The 22,738-nt window shown below is 65.8% G+C and carries 18 protein-coding genes; 5 read left to right on the top strand and 13 right to left on the bottom strand.

What is annotated here, in order from left to right:
• The first annotated feature begins 88 nt into the window (after positions 1–88).
• Complete coding sequence (locus QRQ56_RS21900; RefSeq protein ID WP_438742940.1) at positions 89–1,939, top strand: ABC transporter ATP-binding protein/permease; 1,851 nt, start codon at positions 89–91, stop codon at positions 1,937–1,939.
• Positions 1,940–2,108: 169 nt separating this feature from the next.
• Here QRQ56_RS21900 and QRQ56_RS21905 read toward each other — a convergent pair whose 3' ends face one another.
• The 4 genes from QRQ56_RS21905 to QRQ56_RS21920 form a co-directional block, all read right to left on the bottom strand.
• A complete protein-coding gene (locus QRQ56_RS21905; RefSeq protein WP_438742941.1) occupies positions 2,109–2,336 on the bottom strand; it encodes a hypothetical protein in 228 nt (75 codons plus the stop codon).
• A gap of 109 nt (positions 2,337–2,445) precedes the next feature.
• On the bottom strand, positions 2,446–2,895 hold the full coding sequence (locus QRQ56_RS21910) for a GNAT family N-acetyltransferase (protein WP_438742942.1): 450 nt from the start codon (positions 2,893–2,895) through the stop codon (positions 2,446–2,448).
• Positions 2,896–3,001: 106 nt separating this feature from the next.
• Entirely contained in the window at positions 3,002–4,030 is a 1,029-nt protein-coding gene (locus QRQ56_RS21915) for a peptidoglycan -binding protein (RefSeq protein ID WP_438742943.1), read from the bottom strand.
• A gap of 146 nt (positions 4,031–4,176) precedes the next feature.
• Positions 4,177–5,199: a flagellar motor protein MotA gene (locus QRQ56_RS21920; protein WP_438742944.1), complete on the bottom strand. Its 1,023-nt coding sequence runs from the start codon at positions 5,197–5,199 to the stop codon at positions 4,177–4,179.
• 168 nt (positions 5,200–5,367) lie between these two features.
• On the opposite strand from QRQ56_RS21920, the gene QRQ56_RS21925 reads away from it, so the two are divergent.
• From QRQ56_RS21925 to QRQ56_RS21940, 4 genes are all read left to right on the top strand, one after another.
• A complete protein-coding gene (locus QRQ56_RS21925) occupies positions 5,368–6,387 on the top strand; it encodes an SAM-dependent methyltransferase (protein ID WP_438742945.1) in 1,020 nt (339 codons plus the stop codon).
• Between the two features lie 232 nt (positions 6,388–6,619).
• Positions 6,620–7,813 (top strand): efflux RND transporter periplasmic adaptor subunit, encoded by a 1,194-nt coding sequence (locus QRQ56_RS21930; RefSeq protein WP_438742946.1) that lies wholly within the window; start codon positions 6,620–6,622, stop codon positions 7,811–7,813.
• A gap of 6 nt (positions 7,814–7,819) precedes the next feature.
• A complete protein-coding gene (locus QRQ56_RS21935) occupies positions 7,820–10,981 on the top strand; it encodes a multidrug efflux RND transporter permease subunit (protein ID WP_438742947.1) in 3,162 nt (1,053 codons plus the stop codon).
• Between the two features lie 95 nt (positions 10,982–11,076).
• The gene (locus tag QRQ56_RS21940) at positions 11,077–12,204 is read left to right on the top strand and encodes an AAA family ATPase (protein WP_438742948.1); all 1,128 of its coding nucleotides are present in this window, start codon (positions 11,077–11,079) and stop codon (positions 12,202–12,204) included.
• A gap of 206 nt (positions 12,205–12,410) precedes the next feature.
• Here the strand turns inward: QRQ56_RS21940 and QRQ56_RS21945 are convergent, their stop codons facing one another.
• The 9 genes from QRQ56_RS21945 to tkt all read right to left on the bottom strand — a co-directional run bounded on the left by QRQ56_RS21945 (position 12,411) and on the right by tkt (position 22,594).
• Entirely contained in the window at positions 12,411–12,977 is a 567-nt protein-coding gene (locus tag QRQ56_RS21945; protein ID WP_438742949.1) for a GNAT family N-acetyltransferase, read from the bottom strand.
• A gap of 116 nt (positions 12,978–13,093) precedes the next feature.
• Positions 13,094–13,885, bottom strand: a complete 792-nt coding sequence (locus QRQ56_RS21950; RefSeq protein ID WP_438742950.1) for an inositol monophosphatase family protein — start codon at positions 13,883–13,885, stop codon at positions 13,094–13,096.
• An 86-nt stretch (positions 13,886–13,971) separates the two neighbouring features.
• Positions 13,972–15,063: a tetratricopeptide repeat protein gene (locus tag QRQ56_RS21955; RefSeq protein WP_438742951.1), complete on the bottom strand. Its 1,092-nt coding sequence runs from the start codon at positions 15,061–15,063 to the stop codon at positions 13,972–13,974.
• Between the two features lie 8 nt (positions 15,064–15,071).
• A complete protein-coding gene (locus QRQ56_RS21960) occupies positions 15,072–15,761 on the bottom strand; it encodes a thiamine phosphate synthase (protein ID WP_438742952.1) in 690 nt (229 codons plus the stop codon).
• Between the two features lie 3 nt (positions 15,762–15,764).
• Complete coding sequence (locus QRQ56_RS21965) at positions 15,765–16,790, bottom strand: class I fructose-bisphosphate aldolase (RefSeq protein WP_438742953.1); 1,026 nt, start codon at positions 16,788–16,790, stop codon at positions 15,765–15,767.
• 209 nt (positions 16,791–16,999) lie between these two features.
• Positions 17,000–18,067 (bottom strand): class II fructose-bisphosphate aldolase, encoded by a 1,068-nt coding sequence (fba, locus tag QRQ56_RS21970; protein WP_438742954.1) that lies wholly within the window; start codon positions 18,065–18,067, stop codon positions 17,000–17,002.
• A gap of 40 nt (positions 18,068–18,107) precedes the next feature.
• Positions 18,108–19,304: a phosphoglycerate kinase gene (locus QRQ56_RS21975; protein ID WP_438742955.1), complete on the bottom strand. Its 1,197-nt coding sequence runs from the start codon at positions 19,302–19,304 to the stop codon at positions 18,108–18,110.
• Positions 19,305–19,452: 148 nt separating this feature from the next.
• Positions 19,453–20,460: a type I glyceraldehyde-3-phosphate dehydrogenase gene (gap, locus tag QRQ56_RS21980; protein WP_438742956.1), complete on the bottom strand. Its 1,008-nt coding sequence runs from the start codon at positions 20,458–20,460 to the stop codon at positions 19,453–19,455.
• 148 nt (positions 20,461–20,608) lie between these two features.
• Entirely contained in the window at positions 20,609–22,594 is a 1,986-nt protein-coding gene (tkt, locus tag QRQ56_RS21985; protein WP_438742957.1) for a transketolase, read from the bottom strand.
• Positions 22,595–22,738 lie beyond the last annotated feature (144 nt).

Consider the following 22,738-nt stretch of genomic DNA (forward strand, 5'->3'; position numbering starts at 1 on the left):
CGGGGTTTGCCCCTAAGGGACTTCCCGGATTTGCCACTACCCTTGCACCGGCATATTGGGAGCGAACGAATGCAATGGGTTGGATCTCATGAGCGCAGTAGAACGGCTTGATGACCAATATGTCGATCAGCCCGGAATGAAGGCCGCAGACACTCCCTCGATCGAAGCCGAGCTGATCGAGGAGCCGGCCAAGGGCCGCGCCAAGCTGCGGCCGCTGCTGGCGCTGGCGCCCTATGTCGTCCGCTATCGCGGCCGGGCGGCGCTCGCCTTCGTCGCTCTCACAATCGCGGCGCTGACCACGCTGCTGGTGCCCGTCGCGGTGCGCCGGATGATCGATTTCGGCCTGACGCCCGAGGGCATCGAGCTGATCAACAGCTACTTCTCGGTGATGCTCGCGGTGGTCGGCGTGCTCGCGCTCGCCAGCGCCGCGCGCTACTACCTCGTGATGACGATCGGCGAGCGGATCGTTGCCGACCTCCGGCGCGACGTCTTCGCCCATCTGCTCTCGCTGTCGCCCGCCTTCTTCGATTCCGCGCGCAGCGGCGAATTGATCTCGCGCCTCACCGCCGACACCACCCAGCTCAAATCCGCCGTCGGCGCTTCCGTCTCGATCGCGCTGCGCAATATCATGATGTTTCTCGGCGCCGCGGCGATGATGGTGATCACCAGCCCGAAACTGTCGGGCTTCGTGCTGCTGGCCATCCCCCTGATCGTGCTGCCGCTGGTCGCTTTCGGACGCTGGGTGCGGCGGCTGTCGCGCAACGCGCAGGACACGCTTGCGGAAGCCTCGGCCTATGCGGGCGAGCTGGTCGGCGCGATCCGCACCGTGCAGGCCTATACCAGCGAGCAATTCGCCGAGAAGCGCTTCGGCGGCGAGGTCGAGCAGGCCTATGAAGCCGCGCGCACCTCGACCCAGGCGCGCGCCGTGCTCACCGCCATCATCATCTTCATCGTGTTCGCAAGCGTGGTCGCGATCCTCTGGATCGGATCGCATGATGTGCTCACGGGTGCTATCTCGCCGGGCCGGCTCGGACAGTTCGTGCTCTACGCGGTGTTCGCCGCGGCCGGCCTCGGCCAGCTCAGCGAAGTCTGGGGCGAGGTCTCGGCGGCATCAGGCGCGGCAGAGCGCCTGTTCGAGATCCTGCATGTGAAGCCCGATATCAAAGCCCCCGCCTCGGTGCGCGCGCTGCCGGTGCCGGCACGCGGCGAGGTCGGCTTCGATCAGGTCAGCTTTGCCTATCCGGCGCGGCGCGACGTCAATGTGCTCGATGCCGTGTCGTTCACGGTGCGACCCGGCGAGAAGGTCGCGATCGTCGGCCCGTCCGGCGCCGGCAAGAGCACGATCTTCCATCTTCTGCTGCGTTTCTACGACCCGCGCAGCGGCGCGATCTCGCTCGACGGCGTGCCGGTCAAATCCGCAGATCCCCACGATTTCCGCGCGCGCATCGCGCTGGTGCCGCAGGAATCGACCGTGTTCGCCGCGAGCGCCCGCGAGAACATCCGCTTCGGCCGGCCCGACGCCTCGGATGCCGAGGTCGAGCGCGCCGCCGAGCTCGCCCATGCGGCGGAGTTCATCCGTCGCCTGCCCGAAGGTTTCGACACCCCACTCGGCGAGCGCGGCGTGACGCTGTCCGGCGGCCAGCGCCAGCGCATCGCGATCGCACGCGCCATCCTGCGCGATGCGCCGCTGCTGCTGCTCGATGAGGCCACCTCCGCGCTCGACGCCGAGAGTGAGACGCTGGTGCAGACCGCACTGGAAGAGCTGATGCGCCACCGCACCACGCTCGTCATCGCCCATCGCCTCGCCACCGTGCTGTCCTGCGACCGCATCCTGGTGATGGACCAGGGCCGGATCGTCGAGCAGGGCACGCATGCCGAACTGGTGGCTGCGAACGGGCTCTATGCGCGGCTGGCGAGGTTGCAGTTCGAGCACGCGTGAGGGGCTGGTGTGGCCTGAGGCTCAACGGTCGTCGCCACCACCACGGTGTCATTCCCCGCGCAAGCGGGGAATCCAGTACGCCGCGGCTCCTCGGTTCTAATCTCACAGTCTCGGAGTACTGGATCACCCGCCTTCGCGGGTGATGACAGCGGAGGGTGGTGAGCTCTCTTTACCGGCACTTCGGCGACAGCGCCGGCACATTCGGCCACGGCCAGTTCTTCCAGCTGCCGTCCTCGCCGACGCAGGCCGATGGGGCGGGGCCGCTGGCCGGAGCGGAGGACGCGTGCGTCGTCTCGCGTGATGCGAAGCGCTGGTCGACATAGGTCGTCGACAGATATCCGGCGACGATGACGCCGAGAAAGACCGAGGCCCCCTGGGCCAGATCGCGCAGCTTCATCGATCGTCTCCATTCGCTTGTCATCGCCACTCCGGCACCAATGACTAGCGGACTTCCCTGGATCCAACCGTGACAGGCGTCACGTACCGCCAGGATCACGCGCGCCGGATTACGCTTGCCATGCCATCTTCAGCACCGGCCGGCCCGAGGTCGGGTTCACCTCGTCGCCGGCAGGGGCGAAGCCGCTGCGCTCGTAGAAGCGGATCGCGCGGGCATTGTCCTTGTTGACGAGCAGCGTGATGCCCGAGGGCGACAGCCGCTTGGCCTCGTCCACCAGCAGCCTTGCAGCGTCCGAGCCCCAATGATCAGGATCGACCACGAGCTGGTCGAGATAGCCCTCGCCGTCGATGGTGACGAAACCCGTGACCACGCCGTCCTGTTCGGCCACCACGATCGCAGCCTTGGGCACCAAATCCTTGCGCCAGCGCTCGCGCCACCAGTCGAGCCGCGCCGCGAAGTCGATCTGCGGATAGGCCTGCTGCCAGGTGCGATGCCAGAGGTCGATCGTGGCGGCTTCGTCGGAGGCCGCGTAGGAGCGGAGGTGGATCATGAAGGTCATTGTGAGGCTCCGTCATTCCGGGGCGCCCAGAGGGCGAACCCGGAATCTCGAGATTCCGGGTTCGATGCTTCGCATCGCCCCGGAATGACTGCCTCAGGAAACACCACTACCGCTCCGTCAGCTTCAGCTCGATGCGGCGATTGCGTTTGTAGGCCTCTTCCGTGTTGCCGGGATCGAGCGGCTGGAATTCGCCGAAGCCGGCCGCGACGAGGCGCTGGGCGGGCACGCCGAGCGAGACCAGATATTGCACCACCGAGATCGAGCGGGCCGCCGACAGGTCCCAGTTCGATTTGAAGTTCGGACCGTTGACCGGGCGCACGTCGGTATGGCCGTCGACGCGCAGCACCCAGGGGATCTCGTTCGGAATCTTCTTGTCGAGCTCGATCAGCGCGGTCGCGAGCGTGTCGAGCTCGGCGCGGCCTTCCGGCAGCAGCATCGCCTGTCCGGTGTCGAAGAACACTTCGGACTGGAACACGAAGCGGTCGCCGACGATGCGGATGTCGGGCCGGTTGCCGAGAATGGCGCGCAGGCGGCCGAAGAACTCCGAGCGGTAGCGTGACAATTCCTGCACGCGCTGCGCCAGCGCGACGTTCAGCCGCGAGCCGAGATCTGCGATGCGGTTCTGCGATTCCTTGTCACGCTTCTCGGATGCGTCGAGCGCCTCTTCGAGCGCCGCCAATTGCCGGCGCAGCGCGCTGATCTGCTGGTTCAGCACCTCGATCTGCGCCAGTGCCCGCGCCGAAACCGCCTTCTCGGAATCCAGCGCCTTGCCGAGCTCGGAGGTCTTGCCCTGCGCATCGTTGCCGGCGGCGGCGAGCCCGTCATAGAGGCCCTTGATGCGGTCGCGCTCGCCCTCGGCCGAAGCAAGGCCGGCTTTCAGCGACGAGACCTGGTCGTCGAGGGTGAGCTTGCCGAGCTTCTCCAGCGACAACAGCTCGTTGAGCTGCGCGATCTTGGCGTTGAGCTGCTCCAGCGCCTTGTCCTTGCCGGTGACCTCCTGCGACAGGAAGAACTGCACGACCAGGAAGACCGACAGCAGGAACACGATCGAGAGCACCAGCGTCGACAGCGCGTCGACGAAGCCGGGCCAGTAGTTGAAGGACGTATCGCCGCGGCGGCCGCGCGCTAGAGCCATTGTCGTCGATCTCCACTCTCGTGTCCCGGACGCGCCGCAGCGTGAAACGCTGCTGCGCAGAGCCGGGACCCATGTCTTGTTTCTCTGGGCCCCGGCTCAGCGACGCGTCATTTCATGCCGCGTCGCGTCCGGGGCAGGATACCGTCTCAGCTCTTCTCCGGCTGGCGTGCGAGGCGCTCCAGCAGGCGCCGGATCTCGCGGTTCTGCTCGCCCTGGCCATCGGCCCATTCGCGGATCATCTGCTGCTCGGTGCGCATGTGCGAGACCAGTGCCTGAATCGCTTCGGCAAGGCTCGCCATCGCCGCCGTGGTGCCGCGGCTGGCGCTGCCTTCCTCGAGCACGGACCGCAAGCGTTCGACCGCGGCCTGGAGCTCGCCGCTGGCGACCCCGCCGCCGCCCCCCGTCGCAACGGCCACCTCGCCGCTGCCATATTCGCGCACGGTGGTGGCGAGCCAGTCTTCGAGGTCGGTGTAGAAGCGGTTCTGGGCCTGGCTCGACTGCAGGTCGAGGAAGCCGAGGATCAGCGATCCCGCAAGGCCGAACAGGGAGCTCGAGAACGAGATGCCCATGCCGCCCAGCGGCGCGGCGAGGCCCTCCTTCAGCGTGTCGAACAGCGCCCCGGAATCGCCGCCGACCTTGAGGCCGTCGATCACCTTGCCGACCGAGCCGACCGTCTCGATCAGGCCCCAGAAGGTGCCGAGCAGGCCGAGGAAGACCAGGAGGCCGGTCATGTAGCGGGAGATGTCGCGGGCCTCGTCGAGGCGCGTCGCGATCGAATCGAGCAGATGCCGCATCGTGGTCTGGGTGATCGACATCCGCCCGGAGCGCTCGCCGCCGAGGATGGCGGCCATCGGCGCCAGCAGCTTGGGGTGCCGGGCGGGGGCGAGGCCGGGATCGGCGATGCGGAAATTGTTGACCCAGGCGACTTCAGGATAGAGCCGGATCACCTGCCGGAAGGCCAGGATGATGCCGATGAACAGCACGCCCCCGATCAGCGCATTGAGTCCGGGATTGGCGAAGAAGGCCTGGATGATCTGCTTGTAGAGCACAACGCCCACCAGCGTGCACAGCACCAGGAAAACCAGCATCCGCACCAGGAAGACGCTGGGCGAGGACAGTTTGGTGTACTCGATATCCATGGTGGAGCGGGGCGAATTGCCTGACGGCATGGCCGGTATCATCCATTCCAAAAAGCTTGCTTGCAGGGCGCACTATGGCACAGCGCCAGTCCAAAAAAAGCGCCGGATACGCCGATTTCGGGGTCGTTCTCGGGAACCCGGACCGGAAGCGGCGCTTTGATAGACAGGTATCTGCAGAAGTCGCCATTCGGGGGGCGCATGGGCGTCGTTTCCGCGATCATCGGGACTGCCGAACGCGTACCGTTGCCGGACGTCGTGATCCGTGCCGCGATCCAGCGCCTATGCTCCCGCACTGCAACCCGCCTCGCCACCCATGACGCGGCCACCGATTCCGCCTTCACCGGCCGGATGTTGCTGCGGCCGATCGCCGAGGACGCCGAGGTGGGGCGCGGCGAGGTGCCCGCGTCGGTCTTCGCGGACGTGCTCGGTCCCAACCGCAAACATTCCTGCGGCTTCTACAAGACCGATGCCACCACCTTGCAGGAGGCGGAGGAGGAAGCGCTGCGCCAGACCGTCGAGCATGCCGGCCTCGCCGACGGCCAGACCATCCTCGAGCTCGGCTGCGGCTGGGGCTCGCTGGCGCTGTGGATGGCGCGGCAGTTTCCGCATGCCAGGGTGACGGCGGTGTCGACCTCGCAGGCGCAGCGCACCCATGTCGAGGAGCAGGCGCAGCAGCGCGGCTTGCTGAACCTGCGCGTGGTCTGCGCCGACATGAACGTGTTCGCGCCCGACGGGCAGTTCGACCGCATCGTCTCGGTCGAGACGTTCGAGCACATGATGAACTGGCGCAAGCTGATGACGCGCCTGCGGTCATGGCTCGCGCCCGAAGGCCGCCTCTTCATGCACATCGCCACGCATCGCACCGGATCCCACCTGCTCGACCGGTCCGATCGCGAAGACTGGATCGCGCAGCACGTCTTCACGGGCGGGCTGATGCCGAGCCACCACCTCGTCAGGCAATTCGACGACATCTTCGCGATCGAGAAGGAATGGTGCTGGAGCGGCACCCATTATCAACGCACCGCCAACGATTGGCTTGCCAATTTCGACGCGCATCGGGACGCGATCGAGGCCTCCTTGCGTCAGGTCCACGGCGAGCAGGCTGCCACGTGGATGCGGCGTTGGCGCTGGTACCTGCTCGCGACCTCGGGCCTGTTCGGCTATGCCGATGGAACCGAATGGGGCGTCAGCCACTACCGGATGAAAGCTGCGGGGTAATTGCGATCTTCTGTCGCAGCACGCCATGATGGAACCGGACTCACGATCTGGTGAGCCCGGAAAATGTCCCTGAAATCAGCAGCATAGCCTGTGTGACATTGAGCCGCCCGCCACACGCGTTGCGTCGCAGCAAGTCCAGTCTATTTTGACGTCATCAGCCGCGCGGTTTCTGCCCAGAACGGGCGCCGCGCCGTGCGTGGTCAGTATCAACAATATCGGGGCACCCCACTTCATGTCAGGACTTCGCGCGCGATCGGCATGCGTTGCAATGATGCTCGCGGCCCTCGCGCCGCTGCTCGGCGCTTGCGACGAATCCAGCTCCGCCGTGTCCGCCGCCCCGCCGGCCTATCCCGACGTCAGCGTCGTCGTCGTGAAGCCGCAGCCGCGCGCCGTGGTGCGCGAGCTGCCGGGCCGCATAGCGCCGACGCGCGTGTCCGACGTGCGGCCGCGCATTTCCGGCATCGTGGTCGAGCGCCTGTTCCGTCAGGGCAGCGAGGTGAAAGCCGGCGATGCGCTCTATCGCATCGATCCGCGTCCGTTCGAGGTCGAGGTGATGGCCAACGAGGCCGCGCTTGCCAAGTCTGAGGCGGCCCTGATGCAGGCCAAGCAGCAGGCGCACCGTATCGCCACGCTGACCAGCCAGCGCGCCGCGCCCGAGGCCGAGAACGAAAAGGCCGTCGCCGGCGAGCGCCAGGCTCATGCCGAGGTCGAGGGCCGCAAGGCCGAGCTCGCGCGCGCCAAGCTCAATCTGGATTATGCCACCGTGCGCGCGCCGATCGACGGCGTGGTCGGCGCGGCCCTGGTCAGCGAGGGCGCGCTCGCGGTGCAGAACGAGACCAACCTGGCCACCATCCAGCAGCTCGATCCGATCTATGCCGACTTCACCCAGTCGGTGACCGAGCTCAACCAGCTCCGCCGCGCCTTCGAGACCGGCGACCTCGAGCGCATCGCCTCCGATGCCGCCAAGGTGCATCTGGTGCTCGACGACAACACGCTCTATTCGCTCGACGGCAAGCTGCTGTTCTCCGACGCCAAGGTCGACGCCCAGACCGGGCAGGTGACGCTGCGCGGCGAGTTCCCCAATCCCAAGCGCGAGCTGCTGCCGGGCATGTATGTGCGCGTCCGCATCGACCAGGGTCTCGATTCCGACGCGATCGCGGTGCCTCAGCAGGCGATCCAGCGCAACGGCGGCGGCGGCAGCGAGGTGTTCGTCGTCAAGGACGACAACCACATCGCGGTGCAGCCGGTGCGTACGGGATCGGTGCAGGATGGAGTCTGGTTCGTCACCGAGGGCCTGAAGGCCGGCGACAAGGTCGTGGTCGAAGGGTTCCAGAAGTTTGCGGCCGGCGACAAGGTCCAGCCGCAATCCTGGTCGGAGGCTGACGCGACCGCGGACAATCGGCACGCTCTCAAGCTCACGCGGTAACGCGCCATGGCGAGTTTCTTCATCGACAGGCCGATCTTCGCCTGGGTGGTCGCGCTGTTCATCTGCTTGATCGGCGCCATAGCCGTGCCGCTATTGCCGATCGCGCAATACCCGATCATCGCGCCGCCCTCGATCTCGATCTCCACCAGCTATCCCGGCGCCTCGCCGGAGAACCTCTACAACAGCGTCACGCGGCTGATCGAGGAGGAGCTCAACGGCGCCTCCGGCATCCTCAATTTCGAATCCACCAGCGACTCGCTCGGCCAGGTCGAGATCATCGCCAACTTCCAGCCGGGCACCAATACCAACGACGCCTCGGTGGAGGTCCAGAACCGCATCAAGCGCGTCGAGGCGCGCCTGCCGCGCGCGGTGATGCAGCAGGGCATCCTGGTCGAGGAAGCCTCCAGCGCGGTGCTCCAGATCATCACGCTGAGCTCGACCGACGGCAGCCTCGACGAGGTCGGCCTCGGCGACTTCATGATCCGCAACGTGCTCGGCGAGGTCCGGCGTATCCCGGGCGTCGGCCGCGCCACGCTCTATTCGACCGAGCGCTCGCTTCGCGTCTGGGTCGACCCGGCGAAGCTGGTCGGCTACGGGCTCACCGCCGACGACGTCAACAAGGCGATCGCGGCGCAGAACGCGCAGGTCGCCTCGGGCAGCATCGGCGCCGAGCCGTCGGCCTCGAGCCAGCGCACCTCTGCTCTGGTGCTGGTCAAGGGCCAGCTCTCCTCGCCGGACGAATTCGGCGCCATCATCCTGCGCGCCAATTCCGACGGTTCCACCGTGCGTCTGCGCGACGTCGCGCGCGTCGAGGTCGGCGGTCTCAGCTACCAGTTCAACACCCGCCTCGACGGCAAGCCGACGGCCGGTCTGTCCGTGCTGATGTCGCCGACCGGCAATGCACTCGCGACCGCGAGCGCCGTCGAAGAGAAGATGAAGGAGCTGTCGCGCTTCTTCCCGGCCAACATCACTTACGAGATTCCCTACAACATCACGCCCGTGGTCGAAGCCTCGATCAAGAAGGTGCTCACGACGCTGGTCGAGGCCGTGGTGCTGGTGTTCGTGGTGATGTTCCTGTTTCTGCAGAACATCCGCTACACCATCATCCCGACCATCGTGGTGCCGGTGGCGCTTCTGGGCGCCTGCACCACGCTGCTGCTCGCCGGCTATTCCATCAACATGCTCTCGATGTTCGGCATGGTGCTCGCGGTCGGCATCCTCGTCGACGACGCCATCGTCGTGGTCGAGAACGTCGAGCGCATCATGAGCGAGGAAGGCCTGCCGCCGAAGGAGGCGACGCGCAAGGCGATGTCGCAGATCTCGGGCGCCATCATCGGCATCACGCTGGTGCTGATGGCGGTGTTCGTGCCGATGGCGTTCTTCCCCGGCTCGGTCGGCATCATCTATCGCCAGTTCTCGGTGACCATGGTCGCCGCGATCGGCTTCTCCGCCTTCCTGGCGCTGTCGTTGACGCCGGCGCTGTGCGCGACGCTGCTCAAGCCCATCGCCAAGGGACACGGGCATTCGACGAATTTCGTGTTCAGCCGGTTCAATCACCTGCTGGAGGCCAGCCGCTTCCACTACGCGCGCACCGTCGGCTTCTCGCTGAAGCGCACCGGTCGCCTCATGCTGGTCTATGTCGCGCTGCTGGTCGGCCTGTCCTGGGCCTTCGTCAGCCTGCCCGGCGGCTTCCTGCCGATCGACGACCAGGGCTTCGTCACCACCGACGTGCAGACGCCCTCGGATTCGTCCTACGGCCGCACCGAGGCCGTGATCGAGAAGGTGGAGAAATATCTGGCGCAGCGGCCGGGCGTCAACAACGTCACCTTCCTCACCGGCTTCAGCTTCTCCGGTCAGGGCATGAACACCGCGCAGGCCTTCATCACCTTGAAGGACTGGTCGGAGCGCGGTCCGAAGGAGTCGGCCGCGGCGATCGTCAACGACATCAACCGCGATCTGGGCGCGTCGATCCGCGACGCCAAGATCTCCGCGCTGCAGCCGCCGCCGATCGACAATCTCGGCAACTCCTCGGGCTTCTCGTTCCGCCTGCAGGACCGCGGCCAGAAGGGCTATCCGGCCCTGATGCGCGCCGCCGACCAGTTGATCGCGGAAGCCAATGCGAGCTCGGTGCTGCAGAAGGTCTATGTCGAGGGCCTGCCCGAAGCGGGCGTGGTCAATCTCGCGATCGACCGCGAGAAGGCCGGCGCGTTCGGCGTCACCTTCGAGGACATCAACAACACCATCTCGACCAATCTCGGCTCGAACTACATCAACGACTTCCCGAACCGCGGCCGCATGCAGCGCGTCGTGGTGCAGGCCGATGCGCGCGACCGCATGCGGACCGAGGACATCCTCAACTACAACGTCAAGAACAGCCGCGGCCAGCTGGTGCCGTTCTCCTCGTTCGCCACGGTCGAATGGGCGCGCGGCCCGACGCAGATTGCCGGCTTCAACTATTATCCGGCGGTGCGCATCTCCGGCGAAGCCAGGCCCGGATTCACCTCGGGTGATGCGATTGCGGAGATGGAGCGGCTCGCGGGCAGGCTGCCGCGCGGCTTCGGCTATGAATGGACCGGGCAGTCGCTGCAGGAAAAGCTGTCGGGCTCGCAGGCGCCGTTCCTGCTCGCGCTGTCGGTGTTCGTGGTGTTCCTGTGTCTGGCCGCGCTCTACGAGAGCTGGACCATCCCGCTAGCGGTGTTGCTCACCGTGCCGCTCGGCATCGTCGGCGCCGTGACCGCGGCGATGCTGCGCGGCCTGCCCAACGACGTCTATTTCACCGTCGGCCTGATCACCATCATCGGCCTCGCGGCCAAGGACGCCATCCTGATCATCGAGTTCGCCAAGGATCTGCGCAAGGAAGGCAAGCCGCTGGTGGAAGCCACCATCGAAGCCTGCCGCCTGCGCTTCCGCCCGATCCTGATGACCGGCCTTGCCTTCATCTGCGGCGTGCTGCCGATGGCCATCGCCCACGGCGCCGGCGGCGCCAGCCAGCAGGCGCTCGGCTCGATCGTGATGGGCGGCATGATCGCGGTCGTGATCCTGGCGCTCCTGATGGTGCCGGTGTTCTTCGTCTCGGTGCAGCGTGTGCTGGCGGGAGACCGGGAGAAGGCGGCGGAGAAGGACGGCGAGGCGTACGGGCCGCCCGCTCCCGCAAGGGCCGGTCACTGAACTCCGGACCTCGCCACGCCAAGGCAGACGGTTCGCTTGCTTTCGCAGGAGGGCCGATCCAGACTCCATCTCTGGATTGAAAGCTGGTGCATGGGATGCGTCCGACCGACATTGCGATCTCGAGCTATCGCTCTATCAGACGGCTCTCCATACCCATCCATCCCCTGTCCGTGTTTGTCGGCGAGAATGGTGTCGGCAAGTCCAATCTCTACAAATCGCTGTCTCTGTTGCGCGACGCGGCTGCCGGGCGGATCACGCGTACGATCGCCGATGAGGGCGGATTGAATTCGGTCTGCTGGTCCGGTCTTCGCAAACGCGGCGAGGACGGGCGGCTGCGCTTGTCGGTCAGGTTCGACCGTCTCAGATATTCGATCGAGATCGGATTTCCCGGCCCCCTCGAAGCGGCGTTTTCCGGCGAGCCAATGATCAAGGCCGAGAGCATCGAGGCGACGCAGGGCAAGCGAACGGTTTTGCTGATGGAGCGCAAAAATTCCCTCGTCAGCATCCGCGACGACAATGGCGCGTGGGTCAACCACAAGGACGCGGTGCTGCCGTCCGAGCCGGCGCTAGCGGGCTTTTACAACGGCAAGGAATGCCCCGAAATCGACCTGATCAGAAACGCGATGCTGGGCTGGCGTTTCTATCACGACTTTCGCACCGATCCGGCGTCCCCGATACGAAAGCCCTGTCTTGCGATCACGACGCCCTCGCTCAGTGCTGACGGAAGCGATCTCGCTGCGGCCCTGGCGACACTCTACACTATCAGAGGAGACGCCACCGACCTTCATGAAGCCATTCAGGACGCGTTCCCGGGCGCTGAACTCCGCGCCTGGGAGCAGGGCGGCTTGTGCGAATTTGATCTGCAGCTGGAGGATATGCCGCGGCCGTTCAGGGCTCACGAATTATCCGACGGGACATTGAAATACATCTGTCTGCTCGCGGTGTTCATGGGCTATCGGCTGCCACCGTTCATCGCGCTGAACGAGCCCGAGACCAGCCTGCACCCGTCGCTGCTGGCGCCCTTGGCCCGGCTGATCGCCAAGGCATCGCGCCGCGCCGATATCTGGATCGTCACCCATTCGGAACAGCTGATGGAGGCGTTGCGAAGCGAGAGCTCCGTCCCGCTTCGCCGCGTCATCAAATCGAAAGGCGCCACCGCGATCGAGGGCCTGACCCTCGGCGGCGAATATCGCGAGGAGGAGACAGACGAGGACGAATCTTAGCCGCCGCGACAGGGGCGAGCCGAGCTACCCCAGCGAGCTCAGCACGTCCGCCCGCGCTAGAGCATGATCCGGAAAAGTGCGAAGCGGTTTTCCGAAAAGATCATGCTCAACCAATAACCTGAAGCGCGATGACGATTCGTCCCAATCTCATCGCGCTTTAGCGTCGTTCACAGCGCCTCGTCGGACACAGCGTCGGTGCATCTCACTCACATGAGCTTTTCGAACAAGAATCCTTCGCTCCCGGCCGGATCGTCGGGAACAGCGGGGTGGTTCGGATCGGTATGCTGGCTGTTGAAGAACTCGATGATCTTGAAACCACACTTGTTGACGTAGAAGTGGATGTTTCTCTTCTCGAAGTATGGAGTGTAAGTCCGCCACGCCACCGTTTTCGGGTACCGGTTTTCCAGGGCAAGCCAGGCTTTGTGGCCCAAGCCGCGCCCTTCCTCTCCAACCTTCAGAAAGAAGAGATCCAGCGAATTGCGGTGAGTTTGTTCGTTGATGGTCACCACTGCGCCGCCGACCTTTCTGCCATCGCACATGATGCGCAGCGTCACTGCTCCCTTGGCGTTGATCGATTTGTCCAGGTCGTCGTCTGAAGGAATGGGCCCGTCCGGCAGATCGTCGAATGCCTCCGTGACAGCTATCGAAAAAGCGTCCTGCAATTCCTTTTTGAAGTCGCTGATATCGGTTGCGTCGGCCTTCACCAAGCTGATCCGAGTGTCGGACATATCGTTCTCTTTGACGCGTGCTGCGAACGTGAGGCGAATGCTCACGGCAGATCGCCGGGCAGTTGTCGCGCGATCACAAAGAGCCCCCGCGCGACATCAAATAGCTGCTCTGGGCAGGCCCCGCCCTCGGACGATGAGTCCTGGGCGTCGAGCTTTTGCCCTTACGCCGGCTTCCGCAAAATCTTCACCAGCTCCCCGTGAACGTACTCATTCCCGCACACCACATGCCCGGTGACGAGCGCATCGCCCGGCGTGGCGATGTCGCTCACCGTGCCGCCGGCTTCGCGCACCATCAGTATACCGGCGGCGATGTCCCAGGATTGCAGGTCGCGCTCCCAATAGCCGTCGAGGCGGCCGGCGGCGACGAAGGCGAGGTCGAGCGAGGCGGCGCCGAAGCGGCGCAGGCCGGCGACGCGGTCCTGGATCGCGGTCATCTCGCGGCGGAACTCCTCGTGGTCGCCGCGGCCGATATGGGGCAGGCCGCAGGCCACCACGCATTCGTTGAGCTGGCGGCGGCCGGCCACCCGCAGGCGCTGGTCGTTGAGGAAGGCGCCCTTGCCGCGCTCGGCGATGTAGAGCTCGTCATTGGCGGGGTTGTAGATCACGCCCGCGATGATGGTGCCCTCGCGCACGAGGCCGATCGAGATCGCGAATTGCGGGATGCCGTGCAGGAAGTTGGTGGTGCCGTCGAGCGGGTCGACGATCCAGGTGTGGCTCTTGTCGCTGCCCTCGCGCATTCCGCCCTCTTCGCCGATGAAGCCGTAGCCGGGCCGGGCCTTGGTGAGGTCCTGGTACACGATCTCCTCGGCCCGCTTGTCGGCGAGTGAGACGAAGTTCGCCGGCCCCTTCAGCGAGACCTGGAGATGCTCGATCTCGCCGAGATCGCGCTTGAGGCTGCGGCCGGCGCGGCGCGCGGCCTTGACCATGACGTTGATAGTGGCGGAGTACAGCATGGGCTTTCGGTCTTGATTTGGGGAGAAGGGCGGAACAACGCGCCCGTTTGAAGGATTGGGTGCCCTGCACGGGCCGTCAGGTCAAGTCATTTGCTCCCGAGCCATTTCCTGGCGGCGGCCTCCGCCTTGGCCCGCTCGTCGGCCGGCAGCTCGGATAATTGCTTGTCCAGCTCGGGGTCGCCCTTGCCGGCGGTTTTGGCCACCAGGTGCCATTTGAAGCCCTCGACCTTGTCCAAGGTCACGCCGACGCCGTTGATCAGCACCCAGGCCAGCCGGTTCTGCGCGATCGCGCTGCCCTGGCGGGAGGCCTTGCGCAGCAGGGCCACGGCGGCCGGCTGGTTCTTCGGCGTGCCGGTGCCGTTGAACATGGCGATGGCATATTCGACCTCGGCATCGACATTGTCGGCGAGCGAGGCGGCCTGCAGCAACCGCACCGCGCGTTCCGGGTCCTTCGTCACGCCGGTGCCTTCCTTGTAGAAGGTCGCGAGCGCGTATTGCGCCTCGGGCAGGCCCGCATCGGCGGCCTGGCGCAGCAGCTCCGCGGAGCGCCTGACGTCCTGTGGCAGGGTCTGGCCGTCCAGGTAGAGCAGAGCGAGATTATAGGCCGCCTTGGGCTCGCCGAGCTTGGCGGCGGAGGCCATCAGCTTGACCGCCTCGCCCTTGTCGAGCGAGCCGCCGCGGCCGGAGATGCGCAGCATGGCAAGCGCAAACATCGCCTCGCGGTCGCCGGCATCCGCGGCGCGCTTGTACCATTCGGCCGCCTTGGCGTAGTCGCGCCTGATGCCCATGGCGTTTGAATAGAGCTCGCCGAGCATGGTCATCGCCTTGGGATCGCCGCCTTGGGCGCGGGCAGTAGCGAGCTCGAACGCGGTCTTGTACTGGCCGCGCTGATAGGCGCCGAACACCAGATCGACGCTGGAATTGTCGGTCGGCGGCGCCGGGATCACGGTCGCGGCCGGCTTCGGCGATGGCGATGGCTTGGGCGACGGGGAGGCCTTGGGCGAGGCCGAAGGCTTCGGCGCCGGCGCCGCTTCCTTCTTGGCGGGTGCGGGCGGCCTGGGCTTCTGCTTCTCGGGCGGCGGGCTCGGGATCGTCGCCGGCGGCGTGATCTGGAGCTGCGCGGCCGCGGGCATCGTGAGCAGCAGCGTGGCCAGCATGGTGATGCAGGGGAGCTTCATGTCGGGTGCTAACCGTGCTCGCTGCCCGCGGGATTTTGCTCGGCCGTCGCCGTCGCATGGGCCTTCTTGATCGCGGCGTCGACCTCGATCAGTGCAGCCTTGGGCCCGCGCGGATCGGCCCAGACGAAATCGCCGACCAGGACGAAATCGGCGCCGCTGAGGGCGAAGTCGTGGGCTTCTTCCAGCGACGTCGCAAAGCCGACGCATGGCGGCTCGAATAGTTCGGCCCACCAGTCCAGCCGTTCGGCGATCGCCTGCGTCTGCGGACGCTGGCCCTTCGCATCGGGCTCGCCGAACAGCACGTAATCCGCGCCCACCTCGCCCGCATCCATGGAATGGTGCCGCGTCGTCAGCCCGCCAACGCCGGCGATGCGATCGGGCTTGAGCGAGGGCATCGCCTCTTTCAGCGCGGCGATGCCGGGCAGGTGCGCACCGTCGGCGCCGCCGCGCGCGACCAGCTCGGCATGGCCGTCGACGAGCAGCGCGGCGCCTGCCTTCTGCACCGGCGGTGCGAGGGCCTTGATGCGCGAGATCATGGTGCGCTGGTCGGTCTCCTTCAGCCGCAGCAATACGGCCGCGATGTCGGCGGCGGCGAGCAGGCCCGGCAGCTCGGCGACCAGCGCGGCGGGATCATCGACGACGGGCGTCGCGAGATAGAGGCGCGGCGCGGGGCGCGGCGGAGGCGGTTTGTTCGACAAGATCTAGGCTGCTTTCTTTTCCAGGCTGCTTTGCCATTCACCCTTGGCGGCAAGGCCGTTCATGCGTGCGCGATGACTGAAGGCGGCTTGGCCGGCCGCGACGTTCTCAGGCCTCCCGGACCAGGCCTTCTGCGGGGCTGCCTGCAGCGCGCGGCCGTAGGAGAAGGTCAGGCCCCAGGGCAATGGCCCGAGCTTGTGCATGGCGTTGAGATGGGCAGTGGCTTCCTCGTCCGACTGGCCGCCGGAGAGGAAGGCGATGCCGGGCACCGCCGCGGGCACGCAGGCCCTGAGCAGGCGCACGGTCTTTTCCGCGACTTCCTCGACGGAGGCCTGCTTTGCGCATTTCTTGCCTGAGATCGCCATGTTGGGCTTGAGCACCATGCCTTCGAGCGCAACGCGCTGCAGGCGCAATTCCTGGAAGGTCTTGTTGAGCACGCGGCTCGTCACCTCATAGCAGCGGTCGATGTCGTGGTCGCCGTCCATCAGCACCTCGGGCTCCACGATCGGCACGATCTGCGCGGCCTGGCACAGCGCGGCGTAGCGGGCCAGCGCGTGGGCGTTGACGCTGATCGCGGTCATCGAGGGAATCCCGCTGCCGATGTCGATCACGGCGCGCCATTTGGCGAAGCGCGCACCGCGTTCGTAATATTTCTTCAGCCGCTCGGCGAGCTTGTCGAGCCCGACGGTGACGAGCTCACCCGGGCACATCGGCAAGGCCTGCGTGCCCTCGTCGACCTTGATGCCGGGGATGGCGCCGCTCTGTTCGATCAGCTTGACCAGCGGCGTGCCGTCCTTCGCATTCTGCCAGATCGTCTCGTCATAGAGGATCACGCCGGAGATGAACTGGCTCATGGCCTCGTTCGACCGGAACAGCATCTCGCGATAGTCGCGGCGGTTGTCTTCGGTCGAGTCCACGCCGATCGCGTCGAAGCGCTTCTTGATGGTGCCGGAGGATTCGTCGGCGGCGAGGATGCCCTTGCCTGATGCGACCAGGGCGGTCGCGACCTTGTTGAGCTCAGTCAGATTCATCGAGAGGTCCTCCCAAAACGATTCTGCCCTTGCCCGTGAAAATAGACCGTTCTCGGGCAATTGCCGAGTTAACGTTCGTCGCAGGCTTTCTGTCATTCCGGGATGCGCCGAAAGGCGCAGGCCCGGAATCCATAACCCCAGGCTGTGGTTATGGATTCCGGGCCCACGCTTCGCGTGTCCCGGAATGACCCGGGAATGGGCTCGTCGGCTTACGCCACCTTCGGATCCAGCTCGCCCTTGGCGTAGCGCTTGGCCATGTCGGCGGTGGTCAGGACGCGCTTGATCTTGGAGGCCTGGCCCGCGGTGTTGAACTCCTGCAGGCGCTGCTTGCACAGCTTGGTCATGGCTTCCATCGCCGGCTTCAAATACTTGCGCGGATCAAACTCTTCCGGGCTGTCCTTGAGGACTTTCCGGATCTGGCCGGTCATCGCCATGCGGTTGTCGGTGTCGATGTTGATCTTGCGCACGCCGTGCTTGATGCCGCGCTGGATCTCGGCGACCGGCACGCCCCAGGTCGGCTTCATCTTGCCGCCATAGGTGTTGATGATGTCCTGGAGGTCCTGAGGCACCGAGGAGGAGCCGTGCATCACCAGATGCGTGTTCGGCAGCTTGCGGTGGATCTCCTCGATCACGTTCATGGCGAGGATGTCGCCGTCCGGCTTGCGGGTGAACTTGTAGGCGCCATGGGAAGTGCCCATCGCGATCGCGAGCGCGTCGACCTTGGTTTCCTGGACGAACTTCACGGCTTCGTCCGGGTTGGTCAGGAGCTGGTCGTGGCTGAGCTTGCCCTCGGCGCCATGGCCGTCTTCCTTGTCGCCCATGCCGGTCTCGAGCGAGCCGAGCACGCCGAGCTCGCCCTCCACCGAGATGCCCCCGAGATGAGCCATGTCGGTCACGGTCTTGGTGACGCCGACATTGTAGGCCCAGTCGCCGGGCGTCTTGCCGTCGGCCTTGAGCGATCCGTCCATCATCACGGAGGTGAAGCCGGCCTGGATCGCGGTCATGCAGGTCGCGGCCTCGTTGCCGTGGTCGAGATGCACGCAGACCGGGATGTGCGGATAGATCTCGGTAACCGCGTCCATCATGTGCTTGAGCATGATGTCGTTGGCGTAGGAGCGCGCACCGCGCGAGGCCTGGATGATGACGGGCGCGTCGACCTGGTTGGCCGCGTCCATGATCGCCAGCGCTTGCTCCATGTTGTTGATGTTGAAGGCCGGTACGCCGTAATCGTTCTCAGCCGCGTGGTCGAGCAATTGACGTAACGTGATCCGAGCCATCTGTCTTCTTCTCCCGTTGGGGGCCTGAAAGGCCGCTTGATTACTTGGTCCGCAGAACCTCGACGCCGGGCAGGGGCTTGCCTTCCATCCACTCGAGGAACGCGCCGCCGGCGGTCGAGACATAGGTGAAGTCGCCGGCCACATGGGCCTGGTTGAGCGCCGCGACGGTGTCGCCGCCGCCCGCGATCGAGATCAGCTTCTTGGCCTTGGTGCGCTCGGCGGCGTGCTTGGCGGCCGCCATCGTGCCGCGATCGAACGGCTGCATCTCGAACGCACCCAGCGGTCCGTTCCAGACCAGCGTCGCCGCGTCGTCGATCGCCGCATGGACGCGGGCGATCGATTGCGGGCCGACGTCGAGGATCATGCCGTCGGCCGGGATCGCATCGAGCCCGTAGGCGTGCGACGGCGCGTTGGCGGCGAAGTGATAGGCAACCGTTGCGTCCACGGGGAGGATGATGGCGCAGTTGGCGGCTTCAGCCTTTTCCATGATGCGCAGCGCGGTCGCGGCGAGATCCTTCTCGGCCAGCGACTTGCCGACGCCGACGCCCTGGGCGTGCAGGAAGGTGTTGGCCATGCCGCCGCCGATCACCAGCGCGTCGACCTTGGTGACGAGGTTTTCCAGGAGGTCGATCTTGGTCGAGACCTTGGCGCCGCCGATGATCGCGATGACGGGCTTGGTCGGCGAGCCCAGCGCCTTCTCCAGCGCATCGAGCTCGGCCTGCATGGTGCGGCCGGCATAGGCCGGCAGCTTGTGGCCGAGGCCCTCGGTCGTGGCATGGGCACGGTGCGCCGCCGAGAACGCGTCGTTGACCCAGATGTCGCCGAGCTTTGCCAGTTCCGCGACGAAGGCGGGATCGTTCTTTTCCTCTTCCTTGTGGAAGCGGGTGTTCTCAAGGCAGAGAATGTCGCCGTCCTTCAGCGCCGCCACGGCCTTGGCCGCGGGCTCGCCGATGCAATCCTCGGCGAAGGCGACGGGCTTCTTCACCACCTTCGACAGCGCCTCGGCAACGGGCCTCAGCGAGTCCTTGGCATCGCGCCCCTTCGGCCGGCCGAAATGCGCGAGCAGGATGACCTTGCCGCCCTTGTTCGAGATTTCGGTGATGGTCGGCGCGACGCGGTCGAGCCGGGTCGTGTCGCTGACGCGGCCATTGTCCATGGGCACGTTCAGGTCGACGCGCAGCAGCACGCGCTTGCCCTTCACGTCGACGTCGTCGAGGGTGCGGAATTTGTTGGTCATCTCTCTTGTCCCGGGCGCTGCGCAGCGCGCAAGCGATGCGCTGCAGAACCGGGACCCACATCACAGCGAGTCCCGCAGTTGAATGGGTCCCGGCTCTGCGGAGCAGCGCAAGCGCGCTGCACCGCGTCCGGGACACGAGACCTGCTACTTAGATCTTCTTCGCCATCGCGACGGCGGTGTCCGCCATGCGGTTCGAGAAGCCCCACTCGTTGTCGTACCAGGACATCACGCGCACCAGGGTGCCGTTCTGCACCTTGGTCTGGTCCTCGTGGAAGGTCGAGGAGTGCGGGTCGTGGTTGAAGTCGATCGAGACGTTCGGCGCGGTGGTGTAGCCGAGGATGCCCTTGAGCTGCTGCTCGCTGGCGCGCTTCATCGCCGCGTTGATTTCCTTGGCGTCGGTCGCGCGCTTGGCGATGATCTTGAGGTCGACGACCGAGACGTTCGGGGTCGGCACGCGGATCGCGACGCCGTCGAGCTTGCCCTTCAGCTCGGGCAGCACGAGGCCGATCGCCTTGGCCGCACCGGTCGAGGTCGGGATCATCGACATCGCCGCCGCACGGCCGCGATAGAGATCCTTGTGCATGGTGTCGAGCGTCGGCTGGTCGCCGGTATAGGCGTGGATCGTGGTCATGAAGCCGGTCTCGATGCCGACGAGATCGTTCAGCACCTTGGCGACCGGCGCAAGGCAGTTGGTGGTGCAGGAGCCGTTGGAGACGACCAGGTGATCCTTGGTCAGCGTGTCGTGGTTGACGCCGTAGACGATGGTGGCGTCGGCGCCGTCGGCGGGCGCGGAAACGAGAACGCGCTTGGCGCCGGCGGTCAGATGCGCGCTGGCCTTGTCCTTCGAGGTGAAGATGCCGGTGCATTCCATCGCGATGTCGATGCCGAGGTCCTTCCACGGCAGCTTCGAGGGATCGCGCTCGGCGGTCACCTTGATCTTGGCGCCTCCGAGGCTGATCGAGTCGCCATCGACGGTGACGGTACCGGGGAAACGGCCATGGACGCTGTCGAAGCGGAGGAGGTGGGCGTTGGTCTCGACCGGGCCGAGGTCGTTGATACCGACGACCTCGATGTCCTTGCGGCCGGACTCGGCGATCGCCCGCAGGATGTTACGGCCGATGCGGCCAAAACCGTTAATTCCAACGCGGACTGCCATGTTTCGTCTCCTTCAATGACCGTTGTCATCCCGCACAACGCGCCATACGCGCCTGCGAGGGTTTTTTAGGGGCGGACGCCCGGTTCAGCCGGGCGGTGCTTGATCATATGAGAGATTACGTAGTCCTTTTTTACGGCAAGCTCAACTCTCAGGAAACGCGCTTCAGCACAGCGTTAACCGCAGCCTCGGCGGTAATACCGAAGTGCTTGTAAAGCTCCTTTGCCGGGCCGCTTTCGCCGAAGGAATGCATGCCGATGAATTCGCCATCCTGGCCGATCACGGCATCCCAGCCCCAGCGCACGGCCGCTTCGATCGCCACCTTCACCGGCGCATTTCCGATGATTGCGGCACGCTTCGCCTCTGGTTGCGCTAACAACAGCTCGAGCGAGGGAACGGAGACCACCCGTGACGCGATGCCGCGCTCGGCGAGCTGCTTCTGGGCGGCGACCGCGATCTCGACCTCGGAGCCGGAGGCGAACAGCGTCGCCTTGGCTTCGCCCTGCGCTGCGACTAATTCGTAGGCGCCGGCCGCGCAGGGAACGTCGTTTGGTGCGGTGGTGCGCAGCTGCGGCAGGTTCTGGCGCGTCAGCGCCAGCACGGTCGGACCGTCCACGCGATTGAGCGCGAGCTCCCAACACTCGGCGACCTCGATGGAATCGCACGGACGGAACACGCGCATGTTGGGAATGGCACGCAGCGCGGCGAGATGCTCGACCGGCTGATGGGTCGGGCCGTCTTCGCCGAGGCCGATGGAGTCATGGGTCATCACATAGACGACGCCGGAGCCCATCAGCGCGGCAAGGCGCATCGCAGGCCGCGCGTAATCGGTGAACACAAGGAAGGTCGCGCCGTTCGGTGCGAAGCCGCCGTGCAGGAATATGCCGTTCATCGCGGCGGCCATGCCGTGCTCGCGGATGCCGTAATGGATGAAGCGGCCCTTCGGCGTCTTGGCCGAGAAGGCGGTCGCCGACTTCGCCTTGTTGTTGTTGGAGCCGGTGAGGTCGGCGGAGCCCGCCAGGAATTCCATCGGCATCGCGCCGGCGATCACTTCGATCACCGCTTCCGACGACTTGCGGGTCGCCGCATTCATCGGCTTTTCCAGCAGCTCCTTCTTGTAGGCGCGCACGGCCTTCGCGAGCGCAGCCGGACGCTCGTGGCGCAGGCGGCGCTCGAACTCGGCGCGCTTGCGGCTGCCGAGCTCACCGAGGCGGGTTTCCCATTCCTGCCGTGCGGCGGCGCCGCGGCTGCCGGCGGTGCGCCAGGCCTTCAACACGTCGTCGGGCACCGAGAACGGCTCGAGCGAGATGCCGAGATTTTCCTTGGTGGCCTTGAGCTCGTCGGCGCCGAGCGCCTCGCCGTGCACCTTCGACGTGCCGGCCTTGTGCGGCGAGCCGAAGCCGATGGTGGTCCGGCAGGCGATCAGCGTCGGCTTGTTCGACTTCTGCGCGCGCGTGATCGCGGCGGCAATGGCAGCCTGGTCGTGGCCGTCGATCTTCTCGGCGGCCCAGCCGGCGGACTTGAAGCGCTTCACCTGGTCTACGGAATCGGCGATCGAGGTCGGGCCGTCGATCGAGATGCCGTTGTCGTCATAGAGTACGATCAGCTTGCCGAGCTTCCAGTGGCCGGCCATCGCGATCGCTTCCTGCGACACGCCTTCCATCAGGTCGCCGTCGGAGGCGAGCACATAGGTGTGGTGATCGACGATCTTCTTGCCGAACTCGGCCGCGAGCATCTTCTCGGCGAGCGCCATGCCGACCGCGGTCGAGATGCCCTGGCCGAGCGGACCGGTGGTGGTCTCGATGCCTTTGGTGCGGAAATTCTCCGGATGGCCCGGGGTCAGCGAGTCGACCTGGCGAAACTGCTTGATCTGGTCCAGCGTCATCTCGGCATTGCCGGTCAGGTACAGCAGCGAATAGAGCAGCATCGAGCCGTGGCCGGCCGAGAGCACGAAGCGGTCGCGATCTGGCCAGGCCGGCGTCGCCGCGTCGAATTTCAGGAATTGCGTGAACAGCACGGTGGCGATGTCGGCGGCGCCCATGGGCAGGCCGGGATGGCCCGATTTCGCCTTCTCGACAGCGTCCATCGCAAGGCCGCGGATCGCGTTGGCCATGCGGTTGTGATCGACCTGCGTCATGTCTGAAATCCGTCTGAAATGAGGCGCTTGAAGGCGATGTACGCCCGCGCGGGAGGAGCCTGGCGGCCACTGAAGGTCGGGGCTGGGATAGCACCTCGGTTCCGGGAGTCCAAGGCAGTCAAACGCCGATTTGGCCGTAAAAGT

This window comes from Bradyrhizobium sp. U531 (assembly GCF_051710265.1).
In the GTDB taxonomy this organism is placed as follows: domain Bacteria; phylum Pseudomonadota; class Alphaproteobacteria; order Rhizobiales; family Xanthobacteraceae; genus Bradyrhizobium.